This window comes from Pseudarthrobacter leeuwenhoeki, assembly GCF_055412885.1.
This window is the reverse complement of record NZ_JBVAYY010000004.1, coordinates 94,515-112,796: the sequence shown is the minus strand read 5'-3', so window position 1 is coordinate 112,796 and position 18,282 is coordinate 94,515. Positions and strand designations below refer to the sequence as shown.

General features: G+C 67.8%; 18 protein-coding genes. 3 read left to right on the top strand and 15 right to left on the bottom strand.

Annotated features, from left to right (window positions below; genetic code table 11):
• Nucleotides 1–197: 197 nt before the first annotated feature.
• The 8 genes from ACZYX4_RS04770 to dxr form a co-directional block, all read right to left on the bottom strand.
• Nucleotides 198–983 carry a hypothetical protein gene (locus ACZYX4_RS04770; protein ID WP_463874098.1) on the bottom strand — a complete coding sequence of 262 codons (786 nt, stop codon included), beginning with the start codon at nt 981–983 and terminating at the stop codon, nt 198–200.
• 38 nt (nt 984–1,021) lie between these two features.
• Complete coding sequence (locus tag ACZYX4_RS04765; RefSeq protein ID WP_463874096.1) at nt 1,022–1,909, bottom strand: GNAT family N-acetyltransferase; 888 nt, start codon at nt 1,907–1,909, stop codon at nt 1,022–1,024.
• Nucleotides 1,872–3,038, bottom strand: a complete 1,167-nt coding sequence (gene ispG / locus ACZYX4_RS04760; RefSeq protein ID WP_463874095.1) for a flavodoxin-dependent (E)-4-hydroxy-3-methylbut-2-enyl-diphosphate synthase — start codon at nt 3,036–3,038, stop codon at nt 1,872–1,874. Before ispG ends, ACZYX4_RS04765 begins: the two co-directional genes overlap by 38 nt.
• A gap of 38 nt (nt 3,039–3,076) precedes the next feature.
• Nucleotides 3,077–3,370, bottom strand: coding sequence for a YciI family protein (locus ACZYX4_RS04755; RefSeq protein ID WP_463874093.1), 294 nt, complete (start codon nt 3,368–3,370; stop codon nt 3,077–3,079).
• Nucleotides 3,371–3,432: 62 nt separating this feature from the next.
• The gene (locus ACZYX4_RS04750; RefSeq protein ID WP_463874092.1) at nt 3,433–3,927 is read right to left on the bottom strand and encodes a hypothetical protein; all 495 of its coding nucleotides are present in this window, start codon (nt 3,925–3,927) and stop codon (nt 3,433–3,435) included.
• The gene (locus tag ACZYX4_RS04745; RefSeq protein WP_463874090.1) at nt 3,924–4,691 is read right to left on the bottom strand and encodes a MarR family transcriptional regulator; all 768 of its coding nucleotides are present in this window, start codon (nt 4,689–4,691) and stop codon (nt 3,924–3,926) included. Before ACZYX4_RS04745 ends, ACZYX4_RS04750 begins: the two co-directional genes overlap by 4 nt.
• A gap of 273 nt (nt 4,692–4,964) precedes the next feature.
• Nucleotides 4,965–6,296 (bottom strand): M50 family metallopeptidase, encoded by a 1,332-nt coding sequence (locus tag ACZYX4_RS04740; protein ID WP_463874088.1) that lies wholly within the window; start codon nt 6,294–6,296, stop codon nt 4,965–4,967.
• Between the two features lie 18 nt (nt 6,297–6,314).
• Nucleotides 6,315–7,499, bottom strand: coding sequence for a 1-deoxy-D-xylulose-5-phosphate reductoisomerase (gene dxr / locus ACZYX4_RS04735; protein ID WP_463874087.1), 1,185 nt, complete (start codon nt 7,497–7,499; stop codon nt 6,315–6,317).
• Between the two features lie 126 nt (nt 7,500–7,625).
• Here dxr and ACZYX4_RS04730 point away from each other — a divergent pair, with 126 nt between their 5' ends.
• Complete coding sequence (locus ACZYX4_RS04730) at nt 7,626–9,116, top strand: lipase maturation factor family protein (protein ID WP_463874086.1); 1,491 nt, start codon at nt 7,626–7,628, stop codon at nt 9,114–9,116.
• A 94-nt stretch (nt 9,117–9,210) separates the two neighbouring features.
• Here the strand turns inward: ACZYX4_RS04730 and ACZYX4_RS04725 are convergent, their stop codons facing one another.
• From ACZYX4_RS04725 to ACZYX4_RS04715, 3 genes are read right to left on the bottom strand one after another with little or no spacing between them, the layout of a single operon-like run.
• Nucleotides 9,211–10,743: a tripartite tricarboxylate transporter permease gene (locus tag ACZYX4_RS04725; RefSeq protein ID WP_463874085.1), complete on the bottom strand. Its 1,533-nt coding sequence runs from the start codon at nt 10,741–10,743 to the stop codon at nt 9,211–9,213.
• Complete coding sequence (locus ACZYX4_RS04720) at nt 10,736–11,257, bottom strand: tripartite tricarboxylate transporter TctB family protein (RefSeq protein WP_463874084.1); 522 nt, start codon at nt 11,255–11,257, stop codon at nt 10,736–10,738. Before ACZYX4_RS04720 ends, ACZYX4_RS04725 begins: the two co-directional genes overlap by 8 nt.
• Before the next feature lie 2 nt (nt 11,258–11,259).
• Nucleotides 11,260–12,291 carry a Bug family tripartite tricarboxylate transporter substrate binding protein gene (locus tag ACZYX4_RS04715; RefSeq protein WP_463874082.1) on the bottom strand — a complete coding sequence of 344 codons (1,032 nt, stop codon included), beginning with the start codon at nt 12,289–12,291 and terminating at the stop codon, nt 11,260–11,262.
• 171 nt (nt 12,292–12,462) lie between these two features.
• On the opposite strand from ACZYX4_RS04715, the gene ACZYX4_RS04710 reads away from it, so the two are divergent.
• Together ACZYX4_RS04710 and ACZYX4_RS04705 are read left to right on the top strand one after the other, a co-directional pair.
• Nucleotides 12,463–14,043, top strand: a complete 1,581-nt coding sequence (locus ACZYX4_RS04710) for an ATP-binding protein (protein WP_463874081.1) — start codon at nt 12,463–12,465, stop codon at nt 14,041–14,043.
• Complete coding sequence (locus tag ACZYX4_RS04705) at nt 14,040–14,762, top strand: response regulator (RefSeq protein ID WP_463874080.1); 723 nt, start codon at nt 14,040–14,042, stop codon at nt 14,760–14,762. The genes ACZYX4_RS04710 and ACZYX4_RS04705 overlap by 4 nt, the downstream gene beginning before the upstream one ends.
• A 421-nt stretch (nt 14,763–15,183) precedes the next feature.
• Here ACZYX4_RS04705 and ACZYX4_RS04700 read toward each other — a convergent pair whose 3' ends face one another.
• The 4 genes from ACZYX4_RS04700 to ACZYX4_RS04685 are packed head-to-tail and all read right to left on the bottom strand — an operon-like array spanning nt 15,184 to nt 18,253.
• A complete protein-coding gene (locus ACZYX4_RS04700; RefSeq protein ID WP_463874079.1) occupies nt 15,184–16,017 on the bottom strand; it encodes an HpcH/HpaI aldolase/citrate lyase family protein in 834 nt (277 codons plus the stop codon).
• Entirely contained in the window at nt 16,014–16,688 is a 675-nt protein-coding gene (locus ACZYX4_RS04695; RefSeq protein WP_463874078.1) for a MaoC family dehydratase, read from the bottom strand. The genes ACZYX4_RS04700 and ACZYX4_RS04695 overlap by 4 nt, the downstream gene beginning before the upstream one ends.
• Entirely contained in the window at nt 16,685–17,446 is a 762-nt protein-coding gene (locus ACZYX4_RS04690; RefSeq protein WP_463874076.1) for a CoA transferase subunit B, read from the bottom strand. Before ACZYX4_RS04690 ends, ACZYX4_RS04695 begins: the two co-directional genes overlap by 4 nt.
• Before the next feature lie 3 nt (nt 17,447–17,449).
• On the bottom strand, nt 17,450–18,253 hold the full coding sequence (locus tag ACZYX4_RS04685) for a CoA transferase subunit A (RefSeq protein WP_463874073.1): 804 nt from the start codon (nt 18,251–18,253) through the stop codon (nt 17,450–17,452).
• Between the last annotated feature and the right edge of the window lie 29 nt (nt 18,254–18,282).

Here is an 18,282-nt window from a genome sequence, read left to right as displayed (position 1 = left end):
CGGCCCCAGCACCGCCAAAAAATTGGCTGTGAGTTCCGTTGTGTTGCCCTCAAGGGCGTCTGCATTCCCGGCTGCTGCTCCCGGGGATACACGTGCCCATGCGACACGGCTAGATCGAACCTATGTGGCGCGGGACACGAAAACAAGAGCTTGCAACCGTTTATTTTTTGCCGGCTGGCCGGAGGCTTCCCTTTCGCCTACTTGATCAGCGCGGCCGCCGAATCGAGCAACGCGCCGGCGGTGGCGATAGCAGCCTGCTCGCCCCCGCCGCCTGACGCCACCACAGAGAGCAGGACCCCGCGCTGGACCACCTGCCCGGTGATCAGGGACTGCTTGCGGCCGTCGGAGAACTGCGAGTCGGTCCGGAAGGCAACCGCTCCCGGCAGAGACCCGAAGCCCTCCAGAAGGGTCACGTTCGTGCTGAGCCGGACGTCCCCTGCCGTGATCGACATCGTGGCGCACTTGCTGAGCTGGCGGGCCATGTCATCGATCTGGGCCAGGATTGCCTCATCAAGACCCGATGTCATCGAGACCGCGGTGGCCGCACCGCTGGCGGCGTCCACGCTTGTTCCCACGGCCACGGCGGCTCCGTCTGCCGAAGGTGCGACCCCGGGAAGTGCCAGTACGCGGCATTCGGCCGGCTCCCACGTCATCCCCTGCACCGCCGACTTGGACTGCTCGAGGCTGGCCGCAACGTCCACGGCCGGAGTTACGCTCAACGCGTGACCCCGGGCATCCTTGAGCTGTCCCACCAAATCCTCGAGTTCATCCTGTGAGTACGCCCGGGCCGTCGTCGCGGTCGGGGCAGGCACGGCGGCCGGCGTCGCGGTCGGCGCAGGCACGGCGGATGTCGTCGCCGCCGCGGCGCCGGTTCCCGGGGCGTCGTTTGCACCGGCGCCGGGTCCGGCGCTCCCGCCGCAAGCTGACAAGGTTGCAGCCACCAGGGCAGTGGTCCCGAAAATGCGCAGAGCGGATGTCTTCATGGTTCCCCCGGAAACGAATGATTGCCGGCAGACGCCCGCTAGAAGAGCACTGTAGCGAAGGTCCCCACCTGGCGGAAACCGACCCGCTCGTAAGTGGCCCGGGCCCGGGTGTTGAAACTGTTCACGTAGAGGCTGGTGACGGGTGCGAGGGATTGGGCCAGGACGACGGCGGCGGCCATGTACCCGGCACTGAGGCCCTGGCCGCGGAACTCCGGGTTCATCCAGACCCCCTGGACCTGCGTGACCTCCGGGGTGACCGCACCGAGCTCAGCCTTGAAGACCACTTCGCGGGCGGGGTTCAGGTGGACCAGGGAATGGCCCTCGCGGATGAGGCCCTTGACCCGGCGGCTGTAGTACTCCCGGCCGCCAAGGTACGGCGAATATCCCACTTCCTCTTCGAACATCGCCGCGCAGGCCGGCAGGATGCGATCGAAGTCCGCCAGCTGGCCAAAACCCAGCTGCGGATTGGGGGCAACTGCGGGGGGCCCGGAAATCGTCATCAGCGGCTGGTCGCCGCGGATCTCATGGGCCGTCTGACCGAACTGTTCCAGCCCGGAGTACAGGGCCAGGACCGTGTCGGCCGGGCCGAAGATTGAGGCATAGCGGCGCCCGGAGCGGTGTGCAGCAGCGGCCACTGAAGCGGCAAGCCCGGGGTCCAGCTGCACCGGGACCAGGTTGGCGCCGGCCCAGCAGGCTCCGAGGAGGGTGCCGCCGTCGAACACGCCGAAAATGCTGGCACCGCCGGTGGTGGGTGCCGCCGAACCGGCGGTGGCCAGATGGGACAGGATAAAGACGTTGGCGACGGCGTCCTGGCGCGCCAGATCCACCAGCTGGGATGTGTCCGGGCCCGCCAGGGTCCGGACTGCGACGCCGGGAGCGGCGCCGTCCTTACGAGACGCTAACCACGGGGCTACCTTTGACAGCATCCTCGCCATCGGCCTCCCCCATCTCTTCAGCGATACGCATGGCCTCTTCGATCAGTGTCTCAACAATCTGGTTCTCGGGCACAGTCTTAATGACCTCTCCCCGCACAAAGATTTGTCCCTTGCCGTTGCCCGAGGCGACGCCGAGGTCTGCTTCGCGGGCTTCGCCCGGTCCGTTGACGACGCAGCCCATCACGGCGACGCGCAGCGGGATCTCCATGCCTTCCAGACCTGCCGTGACCTGCTCGGCCAGCGTGTATACGTCCACCTGGGCGCGGCCACAGGACGGGCAGGAGACGATCTCGAGTTTGCGCGGGCGCAGGTTAAGCGACTGCAGGATCTGGTTGCCGACCTTGATTTCCTCGACCGGCGGGGCGGAGAGGGAAACGCGGATGGTGTCACCGATGCCGCGGGACAGCAGGGCGCCAAAGGCCGTGGCTGACTTGATGGTGCCCTGGAAGGCGGGGCCGGCCTCGGTGACGCCGAGGTGCAGCGGCCAGTCGCCCTGTTCGGCGAGCATCTCGTAGGCAGCGACCATGATGACCGGGTCATTGTGCTTGACCGAGATCTTGAAGTCGTTGAAGCCGTGCTCTTCGAACAGCGACGCTTCCCAGACCGCGGACTCCACGAGGGCTTCCGGAGTGGCTTTGCCGTACTTCTTCAGGATTCCGGGCTCCAGCGATCCGGCGTTGATGCCGATCCGGATCGAGGTGCCGTGGTCCTTGGCCGCGCGGGCGATTTCCTTGACCTGGTCATCGAACTTGCGGATGTTGCCGGGGTTCACGCGGACCGCCGCACAGCCTGCCTCGATCGCGGCAAAGACGTACTTCGGCTGGAAGTGAATGTCCGCGATCACGGGGATCTGGGACTTTCGGGCGATGATCGGCAGGGCCTCGGCGTCGTCCGCGGACGGGCAGGCGACCCGCACGATGTCACATCCGGAGGCCGTGAGTTCGGCGATCTGCTGCAGCGTGGCGTTGATGTCCGTGGTGGGCGTTGTGGTCATCGACTGCACACTGATCGGCGAGTCGGAGCCGACACCGACCGAACCCACCTTGATCTGGCGGGTCTTGCGGCGCGGAGCGAGGACGGGGGGCGGTGCTGACGGCATTCCCAGGCTGACCGAGGTCACATGGACTCCTTGTATCGAAGTAGGTCTGGCGGGGACGGCTAGGCTGCGTGGCCGGCCAGGAGGCCGGTCAGGGGAGCCCAGACCGTCGTGCGGATACCGGAGACGGCACCGGCGGCCGCGAAGGGATCCTGCTTGAGGACCGTGTTCAGGGCCTGCTCGTCGGCAGCCTTGAAGATCAGCAGGGCGCCGGCGCCGTCCCCGTACGGGCCGCTGGCGAGCAGCGTTCCGTCCTGGGCAAGTCCAGCGGTCCATTCGCGGTGCGCCGGGCGGGCGGCGTCGCGGGCTACGGAGGATTCGGCGTCATATACGTACTCAACAGCAAAAACAGTCATACGGATACACTATCGCCCCGCAGGCCAGGTACCCATCCGTGCGGGCTGCCGGGCGGCCGGCGTCAGCCGAGGACGAGCACTTTGGCCAGGGCGGCGACGCCGGCCGCCCAGAGCAGGGAGGTCAGGGTGCCGATGATGAACCGTTCCGCGGCGACCGGCGTCTCTTTCAGCTCGGCGAAGCGGCCCAGGCCCTTGATCGCGACGACGTAGGCAATGGCGACCGGTTGGCCGGCGAGGATCGCGAAGCAGACCGCGAGGCGCTCCAGTACCCCGATGATGGCGCCGCCGCGCAGGATCCGGACACTGCTGACCGGGACTGCCCCGGAGCCTGCTGCCGGGACAGCGGTTCCGGGAGTGGCGGCCGTGGATGGGGTACCGGTGGTGGCCAAGGGATCAACGGTGACGTCCGCTGCGGGGTCGTTTACCGGGTCGGCGGCGCCGGCACCTGCGCCCTGCCGGTCGTCGATGGTCCGGGCGATCCGGAAGACCAGCGCCGTCACCGGCCACCCGACGAAGCCGGCGGTGAGCAGGGTCAGCGTGATCCAGAGCGCGTTCACCGGTCTCCTTCTGTGATGTCCCGGGGGCGGGTCTCCGGGTGCCCGGGCCCGCCCGTGTCCGGGGCTGGGTCCGCGGGCTGCCCGCGGGCGTCGTCGTTGCCGGCGATGACGCCGTGGGCGAAGACCAGCAGCATTTCCGCCGCAGGCCTCGCGGCACATTCTTCCTGCCAGCCGGAGCGCAGCAGCGCGCGGCTCACCGACTGTTCGGTGATTCCCAGTTGCCGGGCAGCGATTTTCTGTGTGCCGTGCGTGCCGGCGTGGCCTTGCTGCACCGTGCGCAGCACATCCACGACCTTCCACTGGGCGGCGGTCCGGTCCTGGACCAGCCGTCCGATCAGCCGCAGCACCGCCTCGGCGTGGGCGCAGGCGAGCCCGCCGGCGGATCCGGCGGGCGAGGGGGCAGCCTCTCCCCTGCGGAGGCCGCCGGAGACGACGGCGAGGGGCACGTGCGCTGCCCCGGACTTGGCCTTCTCGACGGCCACGCGCGCCGCCACGAAGGCCGGCCCGGATCCTTCCCTCGGGCTGGCAGGCAGCGGCAGGTCCACCGCCCCCACGCCGATTCCCACGTACCAGCGTCCGCTGCGCAGGGCCTGCAGTGCGATCCCGACGACTTCGTCCGGACGCTCCACGACTCCCTGGACTTCGTCACCGACGGATCGCTCGAAGCGCCCGGCAGTGGAGAGCCCGGCCAGCTCCGCCAGGAGTTCCGGGACACGGTCGACGTCGGCGCTGCTGCCGCGCTGGTCGATGGTCATCACGTACATAGCCCCACCCTAAAGGGCTGATCCTGCTGAATCAATCATTTTCAACTGATTACCAAAAATAAGCCTAAATACGCTGATAGTGGCGAATCAGCGTTGCACGGTTAGTCCACCGGGCGCCCGGGCGCCGCCGAAATCGCCGGCTCATCAACCCCGGGACCGGAACCGGGGCCTGTGAACGTCAAGCTCTCCTGCTCGGCAGCCGGTCAGTAAATCCCGGTTGATGAACTACGAGCCGTTGTCCGCATCATTTCCGCAGGCCGGCAGGCCGCGGCGTCAGCCGAAAAGGTTGACCGGCTTGACGATGTCCGCGTAGATCAGCAGGGCGCCCATGCCCATCAGCAGCACCGCAACCACGTAGGTGACCGGGAGCAGCTTGGCGATGTCGAACGCGCCTGGGTCCGGGCGGCCGAAGAGCTTCGCGATCCTGCGGCGGGCCCCTTCGTACAGCGCGCCGGCCACATGGCCGCCGTCGAGCGGCAGCAGCGGAATGAGGTTGAAGACGGCCAGGGCGAAGTTGAGTCCGGCCAGCAGCCCCACCAGGGTGGCCACCCGGGACTGCATCGGCACCTGCTCCATCGCGGCAACCTCGCCGGCCACACGCCCCACCCCGACCACACTGATGGGTCCGTTGGGGTCGCGCGGCGCCTCGCTGAACGCGGCCTCCGCCACGCCGGCCACCCGGGCCGGCAGGTTCAGGACGACGCCGGCGATCTGCTTGATGTTCTCGCCCGCCATCGGCAGGACGGTCGACGCCGGCTGCGGCACGAGCGCGGTCTGCGCACCGATGCCCAGGAAGCCGACGTCCTGGTACTGGAGGGTGCCGTCGGCGCTCTTGGCCTGTCGGCCGTCCTCGCCCACCACGGGACGCGCAGAGAGGACCGGTGTGACCGTGGTGGTGACCGGGACGCCGTCGCGCTCCACCGTGATGCTGACCTGCCTGTCCGCGGACGTGCGGATCCAGCCGGTGAGTTCATCCCAGCTGGTCACGGCCTTGCCGTCGAAGGAGGTGATGACGTCGTTGGGCAACAGGCCCGCGGCGGCTGCGGGTGTGAGCCTGCAGTCGGCGGAGTCCGGGTCCACGGTTTCGCCGGCCTTGACCTGGCATTTGGAGACGTCGGCGATGGTGGTGGTCTGGGTGGCGGTGCCGAAGCCCATCAGCAGCACGGCCGTCAGCGCGAGTCCGATCAGCATGTTCATGGCCGGGCCGCCGAGCATCACCACGATCTTCTTCCAGACCGGCAGCTTGTAGAACACGCGGTTCCCGTCGGCGGGACCGACTTCCTCGTGCGCCATCGAGCGGGCGTCCGAGGCCAGGGACTGGAACATGCCGGTGCTGGAGGTGCGCACGGTGCCGTCGTCCTTGTTCGGCGGGTACATGCCGATCATGGACACGAAGCCGCCCAGCGGGATGGCCTTGAACCCGTATTCGGTCTCGCCCTTCTTGCGGGACCAGAGGGTGGGCCCGAAGCCGATCATGTACTTGGTGACCCGGACTTTGAACAGCTTGGCCGGCAGCAGGTGGCCCACCTCGTGCAGGGCAATGGACACGGCGATGCCGATCGCCACAAAGATGACACCGAGGATGAAGAGGAGGACGGGACTCATACTTTGATCTGCTGCTTCCTAGACGCTTCTGAGGGCTAAACGTTCGTGGGCGCGGGCGCGTGCCCATCTTTCAGCATCCAGCACGGACTCCAGCGTCAGCCCGGAGGATCCTGTGTGTTCGCTGAGGACTGCTTCGATGGTATCGACGATATCGGTGAAACGGATCCGGCCGGCATGGAACGCCATCACGGCTTCCTCGTTCGAGGCGTTGAAGACAGCCGGGTAGGTACTCCCCTGCCGGGCGGCATCCTTCGCCAGTCCGACGGCGGGGAACGCCCCGGTGTCCAGCGGCTCGAAGGTCCAGCTGGTGGCTTTGCTCCAGTCGCACGGCCGGGCCGAACCGGGAACGCGGTCCGGCCAGCCCAGGCCCAGGGCGATCGGCAGGCGCATGTCCGGCGGGGAGGCCTGGGCGATCGTGGAGCCGTCAATGAACTGGACCATCGAGTGGACCACGGACTGGGGATGGACCACGACGTCGATCTTCTCCAGCGGGATGTCGAAGAGCAGGTGCGCCTCGATGACTTCCAGGCCCTTGTTGACCAGGCTGGCGGAGTTGGTGGTGACCATGAGGCCCATGTCCCAGGTGGGGTGGGCGAGGGCGTCCCGGGGGGACACCCCGCGCAGCTCATGCCGGGTCATGCCGCGGAAGGGGCCGCCGGACGCCGTGAGGATCAGCCGGTCCACCTCGGCCCCGGTGCCGGAGCGCAGGCACTGGGCGATGGCGGAATGTTCGGAGTCGACCGGGACGATCTGGCCTTCGCGGGCCGCAGCCTTGACCAGGGCGCCGCCGACAATCAGGGATTCCTTGTTGGCCAGGGCCAGGGTCGCCCCGGATTTGAGCGCGGCCAGGGTGGGCGCCAGGCCAATGGAGCCGGTGATGCCGTTGAGCACCACGTCGGCCTCGATTTCCGCGATCCGGGTGGACGCGTCCGGTCCGGCGATGATCTCGGGACGGTAGCCTGTCACCCCGGCGGCACCGGCGGCATCGTCTATCCACGTCTGGAGGGCGGACGCGTCGCCGGACGCCACACCGATGGCCTGGGCCCGGGTGTGGACGGCCTGCCTGGCCAGGAGTTCGAGGTTGCCGCCGCCCGCGCTGAGCGCCACCACCTCAAAAAGGTGCGGGGCGCCGTCGACGACGTCAATCGCCTGCGTGCCGATGGAACCGGTGGACCCGAGTAGGACGATCTTGCGCGGCTGCATGGTTCAAGTATCCCGCACCGTGTTCCGTGCTCTGGTTGCCGTGCGCGCGTTGAGGGCCATCTGCGCTCACCGGGCGGGGTGTGGCTGCGTATTGACCCCACGAAGCGCAGGCGTAACGTGGGGATCGTGGAGTGGACGGCCTGGTTTGACGCGCCGGAGTATGAGTTCGCCCGGCAGGTGCTCCAGCGCGGCATCGCCACCCTCTACTTTGTGGCCTTCCTGTCCTCGCTCAACCAGTTTCCGGCCCTCCTCGGCGAGCGCGGGCTGTTGCCGGTGCCGGAGTTCCTGGCACGCTCCAGCCGCCTGCGCAGACCCACCCTGTTCAGCTGGCACTACTCGGACCGGCTGCTGCGGGCTGTCTGTTGGGCCGGCATGGCGGTTGCCGCCACGATCGTGCTGGGCCTGCCGCAGCTTGGCCCGCCGTGGGTTCCCCTGCTCGCGTTCCTGGCGCTGTGGCTGCTGTACATGTCGATCGTCAACGTGGGGCAAACGTTCTATGGCTTCGGCTGGGAAATGCTGCTGCTCGAGGCCGGATTCATTGTGGCCTTCCTCGGCTCCGACCAGACTCCCCCGCCGCGGACCATCCTGATCCTGCTGGCCTGGCTGGTTTTCCGCCTTGAGTTTGGCGCCGGCATGATCAAGATCCGCGGCGGCCGGGAGTGGCGTGACCTGACAGCCCTGTACTACCACCACGAGACCCAGCCCATGCCAGGGCCGCTCAGCCGGCAGGCACACCTGATGCCGAAGCCGTGGCACCGAATCGAAGTCCTGGGCAACCACTTCGCCCAGCTCGTGGTCCCGTTCTTCCTGTTCGCCCCGCAGCCGCTGGCCAGTGCCGCCGCGGGGATCATCATCTTCACGCAGCTCTGGCTGGTGGCGACCGGGAACTTCGCCTGGCTCAACTGGATGGCAATCCTGCTCGCCTTCGCCGCCGTCAGCGACCCGGTGGCGCACGCTCTGGTCCCGGCGGTCCCGCTCGACTGGCACCCTGCGCCCGCAGGCACTGCCGCTGAAGGCGCCGCCGGCGCGGCGGCCGGCAGCCAGGCGCCGGTCGCGTGGCTCGTGGTGGTTCTGCTCGCCACCGTGCTGCTGGTGGTGCTCAGCTACCGGCCGATCGAGAACCTGTTCTCCCACTACCAGCTGATGAACGCCGCCTTCAACCGCTGGCAGCTGGGGAACACCTATGGCGCCTTCGGCACGGTCACGAAGCAGCGGATCGAAATCGCCGTGGAAGGGACGCTCTCCGCGGAGCCCGACGACACTGCGGACTGGCAGGAATACGGCTTCCGCGGAAAGCCCGGCGACGTCCGCCGGATCCCCCGCCAGTGGGCGCCCTACCATCTGCGCCTCGACTGGCTGCTGTGGTTCCTGCCGCTGCGCACCGTGCACGAGGCATGGTTCTACGCCTTCCTGGCCAAGCTCCTGGAGGCCGACCGCCCCACCCTGCGTCTGCTCCGGCATGATCCGTTCGACGGCGCCCCGCCCCAGTGGGTGCGGGCCCGCAGCTACCTGTACCGCTTCGCCACCCGGCAGGAATTCCGTGCCACCGGCCAGCGCTGGATCCGGACCCCGCTGCACGAGTCCATTCCGCCGCTGTCCCGGCCGCCGGAGGCCTGAAAGCCGTTGCCTGCCAAAGTCGCATTGGACGAAAAATGGCCGGAATGGTGGTCACCATTCCGGCCATCTGGGGCGCAGCAGGAGAGCATCCTGCCTAGACGGGCAACTCTTCCTTCACCGGCGCGGCCTCCACTGCGGACTGGCGGCGGCGAAGCCACCAGGAGCCCACGAAGATCAGGGCCATGGAGATGTACACAACCACCGCGAACGGTGAGGAGAACAGGGCCGCGGGATCGTTCTGGGAGAGCTGCAGCGAGCGCCGCAGCTGCACTTCGAACATGGGCCCGAGGATCATCGCCACCACCAGGGGCGCCACGGGATAGCCGTAGCGGCGCATGAAGTAGCCCAGGATGCCCACCAGCAGCAGGACTCCCACGTCGGCCGCGGCAAAGTTCACCGAGAAGGCCCCCAGTGCCGCGAAGACCAGGATGCCCGCGTAGAGGTAGGGCCGAGGAATCTGCAGAATCTTCACCCACAGGCCCACCAGCGGCAGGTTCAGCACCAACAGCATCAGGTTCCCGACGTATAGGGAGGCAATCAGGGTCCACACCAGCGCGCCCTGGTTCTCGAAGAGCAGGGGCCCGGGCTGGATCTGGTAGCGCTGGAACGCGGTGAGCATCATGGCCGCGGTCGCCGTCGTGGGGATTCCGAGTGTCAGCAGCGGGACCAGGACGCCGGCGGCAGCGGCGTTGTTCGCCGCTTCCGGACCTGCCACGCCCTCGATGGCGCCCTTGCCGAACTGTGCCTTGTTCTGGCCCTTGGCCAGTTTCCGCTCCGCGGCGTAGGAGAGGAACGTGGACACGTCCGCGCCGCCCGCCGGGACCGTGCCGATGGGGAAGCCGATGAAGGTGCCCCGCAGCCACGGCTTCCAGGACCGCTTCCAGTCCTCCTTGGACAGCCAGGCGTTCTTGCCCTTGCTGACCGGGATGACCTCGACCGGCCCGTGCCGCAGCTTCGAGGCCACATACAGGGCTTCCCCGAGGGCGAAGAGGCCCACGGCCACGAGGACCATGTCGACGCCGTCGACCAGCGTGGGATTGTCGAAGGTGAAGCGCTGCTGTGCGGTGCTGTCATCGATGCCGATCATCCCGATGAACAGCCCCAGGGCAAGTGATGCGAGGCCGCGCAGCACGGAGGCGCCCAGCAGGGCACCGACGGTGAGGAACGCCACGATCATGAGTGCCACGTAGTCCACGGGTCCCAGGCCCACGGCAAGTTCCGCGACGACCGGCGCCAGGAAGGTCAGCAGCACCGTGGCGATGGTCCCGGCGACGAACGAGCCGATCGCCGCCGTCGCCAGTGCCGCAGCGCCGCGGCCGGCCTTGGCCATCTTGTTGCCCTCGAGCGCCGTGACAATCGAGGATGACTCGCCCGGGGTGTTGAGCAGGATGGAGGTGGTGGAGCCGCCGTACATGCCGCCGTAGTAGATGCCGGCGAATACGATCAGGGCGGCCGCGGGATCCAGCGCGTAAGTGATGGGCATCAGCAGCGCCACAGTCATCGCCGGACCGATGCCGGGAAGCACACCGACGGCGGTGCCGACGAAGACCCCGCCCAGGGCGTAGAGCAGGTAGACCGGCTGCAGCGCTGTCGAGAAGCCCTCAAGAAGCATCATGAAGCTATCCATTGAAGAGCGGCACCCCCTCAAGCAATGGGCCCGGCGGCAGGGAGACGCCCAGCAGCCCGCCGAAGACGTACTGCAGCACGAGTGCCAGCACCATGGAAATGATGACCGCCTTCCAGAGCGGCTTGGCCTCAAGGGTCCAGGCCGCCCCGCTGAACAGCACGGCCGCGGCAACGGGCCAGCCGGCCGGTTCGATCAGGAAGATGTGGAGCACCACGAAGCCAACGAGTTTCGCGAGGGCAGTCCAGTCGGTCTTGGCGGTGACATCGAGGTCTTCGCTTTCCTCGGCCTGGCCCACCTTGCCGCGGAACACCTGGGCGACGATGCCTGTGCCTACGAGCACCAGCATGGTGCACACGATGTAGGGGAAGGCACGCGGGCCGATGCCGGTCTCCGACGGCGGGATCGGAATGGACCCCGCCGCCAGGAGGCCCGCTGCGCCCACGCTCACGAACACCAGGGCGAAGAGAATCTCCCCCGCGGGCCGCTTGGCGGGCGTGCTGACGTGGATGGACATTGTTACTTGACCAGGCCGATCTCAGTCAGCGTGGTCTTGACCTTGGTGATGTCCTCGGTCAGGAAGGTCTTGAACTCGTCGCCGGCAAGGAATGCGTCGTCCCAGTTGTTCTTGGCCAGGGTGGCCTTCCAGGCCTCGGTGCCGTGCAGCTTGGTGACGACTTCGGTCAGCTTCGCCTTCTGCGCCTCGTCGATGGAACCCGGTGCCACAACGCCGCGCCAGTTGGTCAGGACGACGTCGATACCCTGGTCTTTCAGCGGCTTGACGCCGGGCAGGGCCGGAGCCTCGGACGTGCCGGAGACGGCGAGCGCCCGGACCTTGCCGGCCTTGACCTGCTCGGCGTACTCCCCCACGCCGGAGATGCCGGCCTGGACCTTGTTCCCGAGGAGGGCTGCGATTGATTCGCCGCCGCCGGAGTAGCCGATGTAGTTCAGCTTGTCGGACTCGACGCCCTGGGACTTCAGGATCTGGCCCGCCAGGATGTGGTCCGCGCCGCCGGCTGAACCGCCGGTGATCGCAACACCCTTGCCGTTGGCCTTGATGTCGTCCACGAGGTCCTGGACGGACTGGTACTTGGACGACGCCGGGACCACCAGGACCAGCGGCTCTTCTGTCAGGCGCGCAATGGGGGTGGTGTCCTCCAGCCGGGTCTTGGCGGCGTTGGTTTCCACGGCACCGACCATGACGTAGCCCATCACCATGAGCGTGTTCGCGTCCTTTTCGGTGGCGAGCTTGGCCAGGCCGTTCGTGCCGCCGCCGCCGCCGATGTTGCTGACCTGCGCGGAGGTGACGAGTTTGTTGGACTGCATGTCCTGCTGCATTGCACGGCCCGTCTGGTCCCAGCCGCCGCCCGGGTTCGCCGGAACAATGATGCTCAGCTTTTTGATTGGCTCCGCGGCGGAGCTCTGGCCTGCCGTTGCGCCTGTGGCACCGCCGGCACACGCCGACATGGCGAGGACGACGCCGGCCGCCCCGGCAGCGAGCGCAGCCCGGCGGGTGAAGGTGGGCCGCGTGAAATTGGAGGGGGAAGTCATGGTTTCTCCTGTATGAATGTGACGCACGTCATCGGAATCACTCCCCAGAGACTAGGAGCCGCCCGGGCCGGGGACCAGAATTTGGTCGTAGAGGTAGTAGTGGTCATATTGGTCACGCCCCTGAGTCCGGGATTGGCCGCCGCGCGGCAGCCGGGATGGGAAACTTGTGACATGGTTCACAGGATCCCCTTGCGCTTCCAGCTGGTCGCGCTGCAGCTCGGCATCGTCCTGGCCGTCCTGACGGCAGTGGGGGCCGTGACCATCCGGATGCAGGAGCAGCAGCTCAGGGACGCGTACAAAGGCAGGCTGATCGGGGTCGCGGAAAGCGTGGCCCGGCTGCCCTCCGTGGTGAATGCCTTCGGGACACCGCAGCCGGCCCAGACCATTCAGCCCATCGCCGAAGTCATCCGGCAGGCCTCGAATGTCACCTATGTGGTGGTGACGGACCGCAACGGTGTCCGGCAGTCCCACCCGAACCCTGCAGAAATCGGCCGGCCCGTGTCCACCGACCCGTCGTTGCCGCTGTCCGGCGAGATCTATGTCGGCACCCAGACGGGAACCCTGGGTGAGTCCTGGCGGGTCAAGGTTCCCGTTTTTGACAGTGCCGGCACCGTGATCGGCTCGGCCTCGGTGGGCGTGCTGGAAAGCACCCTGGCGGAGGACCTCTACGAGGACCTGCCGCAACTGTTCGGCTGGCTCCTCGGGGCCGCGCTGCTGGGGTCACTGGGGGCGATGTACATCTCCAGGCTCGTGTGGCGGCGGATCTACAAGCTGGAGCCCGAGGACATAGCGGCCCTGCTGGAGACCCGCGACGCGATGCTCCACGGCCTGGGCGAGGGGCTCGTCGCCGTCGACGCCGACGGGAAGGTCGCGCTCGTCAACGACGAGGCACGCCGGCTCCTGGGCGTGGGCGAGGAGATCACTGGACGACCCGCCGGCGAATCCCTGGAACCTGGGATCCGCCGGATGCTCGCCGCCGGATCGGCCACCGAGGAACTGGTGCTCTCCGGGGAACGGATCCTTCTCGGGAAAGTCAACGCCGCCACAGTGGACGGGCGGGAGGTGGGAAAGGTCCTCATTCTTCGTGACCGTACCGAGCTCCACTCGATCCTCCGCGACCGCGACGGCGCCCTGGACGTGACGCAGGCGCTGCGGGCCCAGGCTCACGAATTCGCCAATAAACTGCACGTCATCTCGGGTCTCCTGGAGCTTGGCGAGCAGGCCAAGGCCGTGGAGTACCTGGGCCGCAGCCACAGCGACGCCGCTTTCGTCAACCGCCCGCTGGCCGCTGGAATCGCCGATCACGACGTCCGGGCGCTGCTGATTGCCAAGTCCACGGTGTGCGCCGAGCGCGGCGTCGAGATCCTGGTCAGCCCGGACTCAGTGTGCACCCCGGACGGGACCGGTGACGTCATCACCGTCCTCGGGAACCTGATCGACAACGCGGTGGACGCCGCGGGCTACGACAGCACCGTCGCCGTCCGGCTGGAGGAAGCACCCGACGGCGGACGGACCATCACGGTGGACGACGACGGTCCCGGTGTCCCCGAGCCGGAACGCGCGGCCGTCTTCGAGGCCGGCGTCACCACCAAAGTGGCTGAAGGCATCAACAGCCGGGGCTTCGGTCTGGCTTTGGTCCAGCGCGTAGCCCGGCGGCGCGGCGGCGCGGCGTCGGTTTCGTCCTCCGCGCTGGGCGGCGCCTGTTTCACCGTAAACCTGAAGACTAAAGAGGCGGAACTGCAGAAGCAATGAGCTCCATACGCACCCTCATTATTGACGACGACGTGGCAGTGGCCGGGATCCACCATGGGTTCCTGCTGGCCCGCGGCGGCTTCGACGTCGTCAGCCTGGCCCACACGGGGCAGCAGGGCCTCGACCTGGCGGCGGAGCTGCGGCCGGAACTGGTCCTGCTGGACATCCACCTCCCGGACATGTCCGGTCTGGATGTACTCCAGCAACTCCGCGGCCGCCAGCACGCCCTGGACGTCCTGGTCATCACGGCGTCGAGGGAGCTGGAGACGGTCCGCGGGGCCATGGCCGGCGGGGTACTGCACTATCTGGTGAAGCCCTTCACGTCCCGGGCCCTGAACGAACGGCTCGACGAATACCTGCTCCTTCGCCGCGAACTCGCTGCGGGCGGGGCTGCCGGACCACTGGACCAGGACAGCATCGACCGCCTCGTGGCTCCCTCGCGCCGGGCCACGGCTGCGGATCCCGCGGCGGGGTCGCTGGCGGGGCTCCCGGCCAGGCTGCCCAAGGGACTGTCCCGGCCCACGCTGGATGCCGTCAGCGAGGCGCTTAAATCCAGCCCGGAGGATGTCTCGGCGGCCGGGATGGGCCTCCAGGTCGGACTCTCGCGGGTCAGCGCCCGGCGCTACCTCGAGTATTTGGTCATTCACGGCTTCGCCCGGCTCACGCCCCGCTACGGTGCCGCGGGGCGGCCCGAGAACAGGTACCTGTGGAAGCGCTGAGCATGTCCGGCTCCTTGGGGCTGGCAACACGGAGCATGCCCATCTTTGATCGGTAGCGCGCCCGGCCAGGGCTGCGATCCATGAGGCACCCATCTGACGCAAACGGCCGCCACCGAGCACCCATCTGACGCAAACGGCCGCCACCGTGCACCGATCTGACGCAAATGGCCGCTAAAGGACCCGCCCAAGCGGCCATTCGTGGCGAATCGACGCGGTCGACACCCGCGGAGCACCTCTGGCCGACGCTACGGAGCACCCACGCAAAGGGCCGCCACCGAGCACCCATCTGACGCAAAGGGCCGCTAAAGGACCCGCCAAAGCGGCCATACGTGGTGAATCGACGAAGTTCCGACCTCGGGAGCCCGGGCGGAGCTCCAGCCACACGCCCCGCCGGCATAACGAGAGGCCGGAACCGCCGGGGCTAGCCGCCCGCGCGGCGGAGCGTGGATTCGGCGTGCTTGAGGATGGGCCCGTCGATCATTTTGCCCTGGTACTGGAACACGCCCGATCCTGCGGCGGCTGCTGCTGCCAGCAGTTCGGTGGCTGCCGCGACCTCGGACTCGGACGGCGCGTAGGCACCGCGCACCACGGCCACCTGGCTCGGGTGGATGCAGGCCTTGGAACCGAAGCCTGAGGCGACGGCGTCGCGGGCTTCGACGGCGAGCCCCGCAAGGTCCGGGATGTTGACGTACACGGAGTCAACGGCTTCCTTGCCTAAGGCGCGGGCGGCCAGCAGCACAGCGGAGCGGGCGTGCAGCGCAACCGCACGGTAGGCCCCGTCGTCCGTCCTGCTGGAGGTGCCGCCGAGCGAGGCGATCAGGTCCTCGGCGCCCCACATCAGACCGACCACGTTGGGTTCAGCGGCGATGGCGGCGGCATTGAGAACCCCCAGCGCGGTCTCACAGAGTGCGATCACGCTGTAGCCCTCCAGCTCCCTGAGCTGCTCGGCGCTCTCGGCCTTGGCGAGCATCACGTGCCGGTACGGGGTGTGCTTGAGGCAGTGCAGGTCCTTCGCGAATTCCTCCGTGCCGGCCGGGTTGATCCGGACGATCGTGCGGCTCGGGTCCAGCTCGGGGACGTCCCCGGTGGCGCCGAGCTGGGCGAGGATGGCGCCGCGGGCACGCTGTTTATCCGCCGGTGCGACGGCGTCCTCCAGGTCGACGATCACGGCATCGGCGCGCTCGGCGGCCTTCTGGTACCGCTCCGGGCGGTCGGCGGGGCAAAACAGCAGGGCGGGGCCCATCAGGAAGCTCATGAGTCTATTCTGCCTCTCTGTGCCCGTTCTTTCCGGGCTGGTTTTTCCTGCTGCGCAGTGTTTTCCTGCTGCGCAGTGTTTTCCTGCTGCGCAGTGTTTTCCTGCTGCGCAGTGTTTTCCTGCTGCGCAGAGTGTGCTTGCTGCGCAGCAGTGTGCGCGTCCCGTGTCCACATCAGGGCGCTGCGGGTGGCGAGGGCCACGACCTCGCCGTGCTGGTTGCGGCCGGTATGTTTCATGGTCACGATGCCCTGGCCCGGGCGGGAGGAGGACAGCCTCTTCCCGGTCACCGCAGTTTCCGTGTACAGGGTGTCCCCGTGGTACATCGGGTGCGGGAAGGACACGTCCGTGAGCCCCAGCTGGGCGATGATGGTGCCCTGGGTCAGCTGGGGAACGGACTGTCCCACCACGGTGGCCAGGGTGAACATGGAGTTCATCAGGCGCTGGCCGAACGGCTGCTCCGCGCTCCAGGCGGCATCGAGGTGCAGGGCCTGGGTGTTCATGGTCATGGTGGTGAAGAGGACATTGTCCGCCTCGGTCACGGTCCGGCCGGGCCGGTGCGCGTAGACCACGTCCTCCTCGAGCTCATCGAAGTACAGCCCGCGCTGTTCAATGACGCGGGGTTCGCTGACGCGGGATTCACTCGCGCGCTCCTGCAGGGGTTCGGTCGTCATACGGTCAGTTCCTGATCTTCCTCGAAGAGTTCGGCGCCGGTGGCCGCGGCCACGTCCTCGGCGGTCACGTTGGGGGCGAGTTCACGCAGGACCAGCCGGGAGGTGCTTCCCTCGGTCACGACGTCGATGACCGCCAGGTCGGTGATGATGCGGTCCACGCAGGCTTTGCCGGTCAGGGGCAGCGTGCACTGTTCCACGATCTTGGGCCTGCCGTTCCGGTCCACGTGCTCCATCATCACGATCACCTTCTTGGCCCCGAACACGAGGTCCATGGCGCCGCCCATGCCTTTGACCATCTTCCCCGGGATCATCCAGTTGGCCAGGTCACCGTTCTGCGCCACTTCCATCGCACCGAGCACGGCAACATCCACGTGCCCGCCACGGATCATGCCAAAGGACGCGGCGGAGTCGAAGAATGCGGCGCCCTTGTTGACCGTGACGGTTTCCTTGCCGGCATTGATCAGGTCCGGATCCACCGCATCCTCCGCCGGGTACGGCCCGACGCCGAGGATGCCGTTCTCGGAGTGCAGGACCACCTCGACGCCGGCGGGGATGTAGTTGGGAATCAGCGTGGGCATGCCGATGCCGAGGTTGACGTACTGCCCGTTGTGCAGTTCCCGCGCCACCCTGGCGGCCAGTTCGTTGCGCGTCCAGCCCTTGGTCTGCACACCGTCAGGGTGTTCGACGGCGGCAGGCCGGTACTCATGGCGGACCGCTTCGGGACGGGGCGGTCCGCCCTGCAGGCTGTTGGATTCCATGGCCTAGGCTCCTGACTGGTTTGTTGCTGCAGCTGCGGTACCGGCTGTGGACGCCGCAGCCAGGGCCACCGTCCGCTTCTCGATCCGTTTCTCGACGCCGGTCGCGAGCACCACGCGCTGGACGAAGATGCCGGGAATGTGGACGTGTTCGGGGTCCAGTTCTCCCGGCTCCACGAGTTCCTCGACCTCGGCGATGGTGATCTTCCCGGCCATGGCGCAGAGCGGGTTGAAGTTCATTGCGGTGGCGTGGAAGACGAGGTTGCCGTGGCGGTCCCCCTTCCAGGCGTGCACGAGGCCGAAGTCCGGGGTCAGCGACTCCTCGAGGACATAGTCGGCGCCGTGGAAGCCGCGCACCTCCTTCGCCGCGGAGGCGATCACGACGTTGCCCCCGGCGTCGTACTTCTGCGGCAGGCCGCCGTCGGACACCTGGGTGCCGACGCCGGCCGGCGTGTAGAACGCAGGGATGCCGGCGCCGCCGGCGCGCAGCTTCTCGGCCAGCGTGCCCTGCGGGGTCAGGACCACCTCGAGCTCACCGGCGAGATACTGCCGGGCGAACTCCTTGTTCTCCCCCACGTAGGAGCTGATGGTGCGGCGGATCCGGCCGTCCTTCAGCAGGATCCCGAGTCCCCAGTCGTCGACTCCGCAGTTGTTGCTCACGGTCTCCAGGTTCGTGGCGCCGCTTTGGTGCAGGGCCTCGATCAGGGCCACGGGAATGCCGCAGAGCCCGAACCCGCCGACGGCGAGTGACGCGCCGTCGGGGATGTCCGCCACGGCCTCGGCGGCGCTGGCCACAACTTTGTTAATCATCGTTGATCCTTCTGTCGGCGGTTGCGGCC

Bases quoted from the DNA above. Each gene is read 5' to 3' on its own strand.
- dxr (WP_463874087.1), bottom strand. From the start codon at position 7,499: ATGCAGCCGCGCAAGATCGTCCTACTCGGGTCCACCGGTTCCATCGGC.
- ACZYX4_RS04700 (WP_463874079.1), bottom strand. From the start codon at position 16,017: ATGAGCTTCCTGATGGGCCCCGCCCTGCTGTTTTGCCCCGCCGACCGC.
- ACZYX4_RS04755 (WP_463874093.1), bottom strand. From the start codon at position 3,370: ATGACTGTTTTTGCTGTTGAGTACGTATATGACGCCGAATCCTCCGTA.
- ACZYX4_RS04710 (WP_463874081.1), top strand. From the start codon at position 12,463: ATGGTTCACAGGATCCCCTTGCGCTTCCAGCTGGTCGCGCTGCAGCTC.
- ACZYX4_RS04725 (WP_463874085.1), bottom strand. From the start codon at position 10,743: ATGGATAGCTTCATGATGCTTCTTGAGGGCTTCTCGACAGCGCTGCAG.
- ACZYX4_RS04690 (WP_463874076.1), bottom strand. From the start codon at position 17,446: ATGGAATCCAACAGCCTGCAGGGCGGACCGCCCCGTCCCGAAGCGGTC.
- ACZYX4_RS04695 (WP_463874078.1), bottom strand. From the start codon at position 16,688: ATGACGACCGAACCCCTGCAGGAGCGCGCGAGTGAATCCCGCGTCAGC.
- ACZYX4_RS04715 (WP_463874082.1), bottom strand. From the start codon at position 12,291: ATGACTTCCCCCTCCAATTTCACGCGGCCCACCTTCACCCGCCGGGCT.
- ACZYX4_RS04740 (WP_463874088.1), bottom strand. From the start codon at position 6,296: ATGAGTCCCGTCCTCCTCTTCATCCTCGGTGTCATCTTTGTGGCGATC.
- ACZYX4_RS04765 (WP_463874096.1), bottom strand. From the start codon at position 1,909: ATGCTGTCAAAGGTAGCCCCGTGGTTAGCGTCTCGTAAGGACGGCGCC.
- ACZYX4_RS04770 (WP_463874098.1), bottom strand. From the start codon at position 983: ATGAAGACATCCGCTCTGCGCATTTTCGGGACCACTGCCCTGGTGGCT.
- ACZYX4_RS04685 (WP_463874073.1), bottom strand. From the start codon at position 18,253: ATGATTAACAAAGTTGTGGCCAGCGCCGCCGAGGCCGTGGCGGACATC.
- ACZYX4_RS04745 (WP_463874090.1), bottom strand. From the start codon at position 4,691: ATGTACGTGATGACCATCGACCAGCGCGGCAGCAGCGCCGACGTCGAC.
- ACZYX4_RS04720 (WP_463874084.1), bottom strand. From the start codon at position 11,257: ATGTCCATCCACGTCAGCACGCCCGCCAAGCGGCCCGCGGGGGAGATT.
- ACZYX4_RS04705 (WP_463874080.1), top strand. From the start codon at position 14,040: ATGAGCTCCATACGCACCCTCATTATTGACGACGACGTGGCAGTGGCC.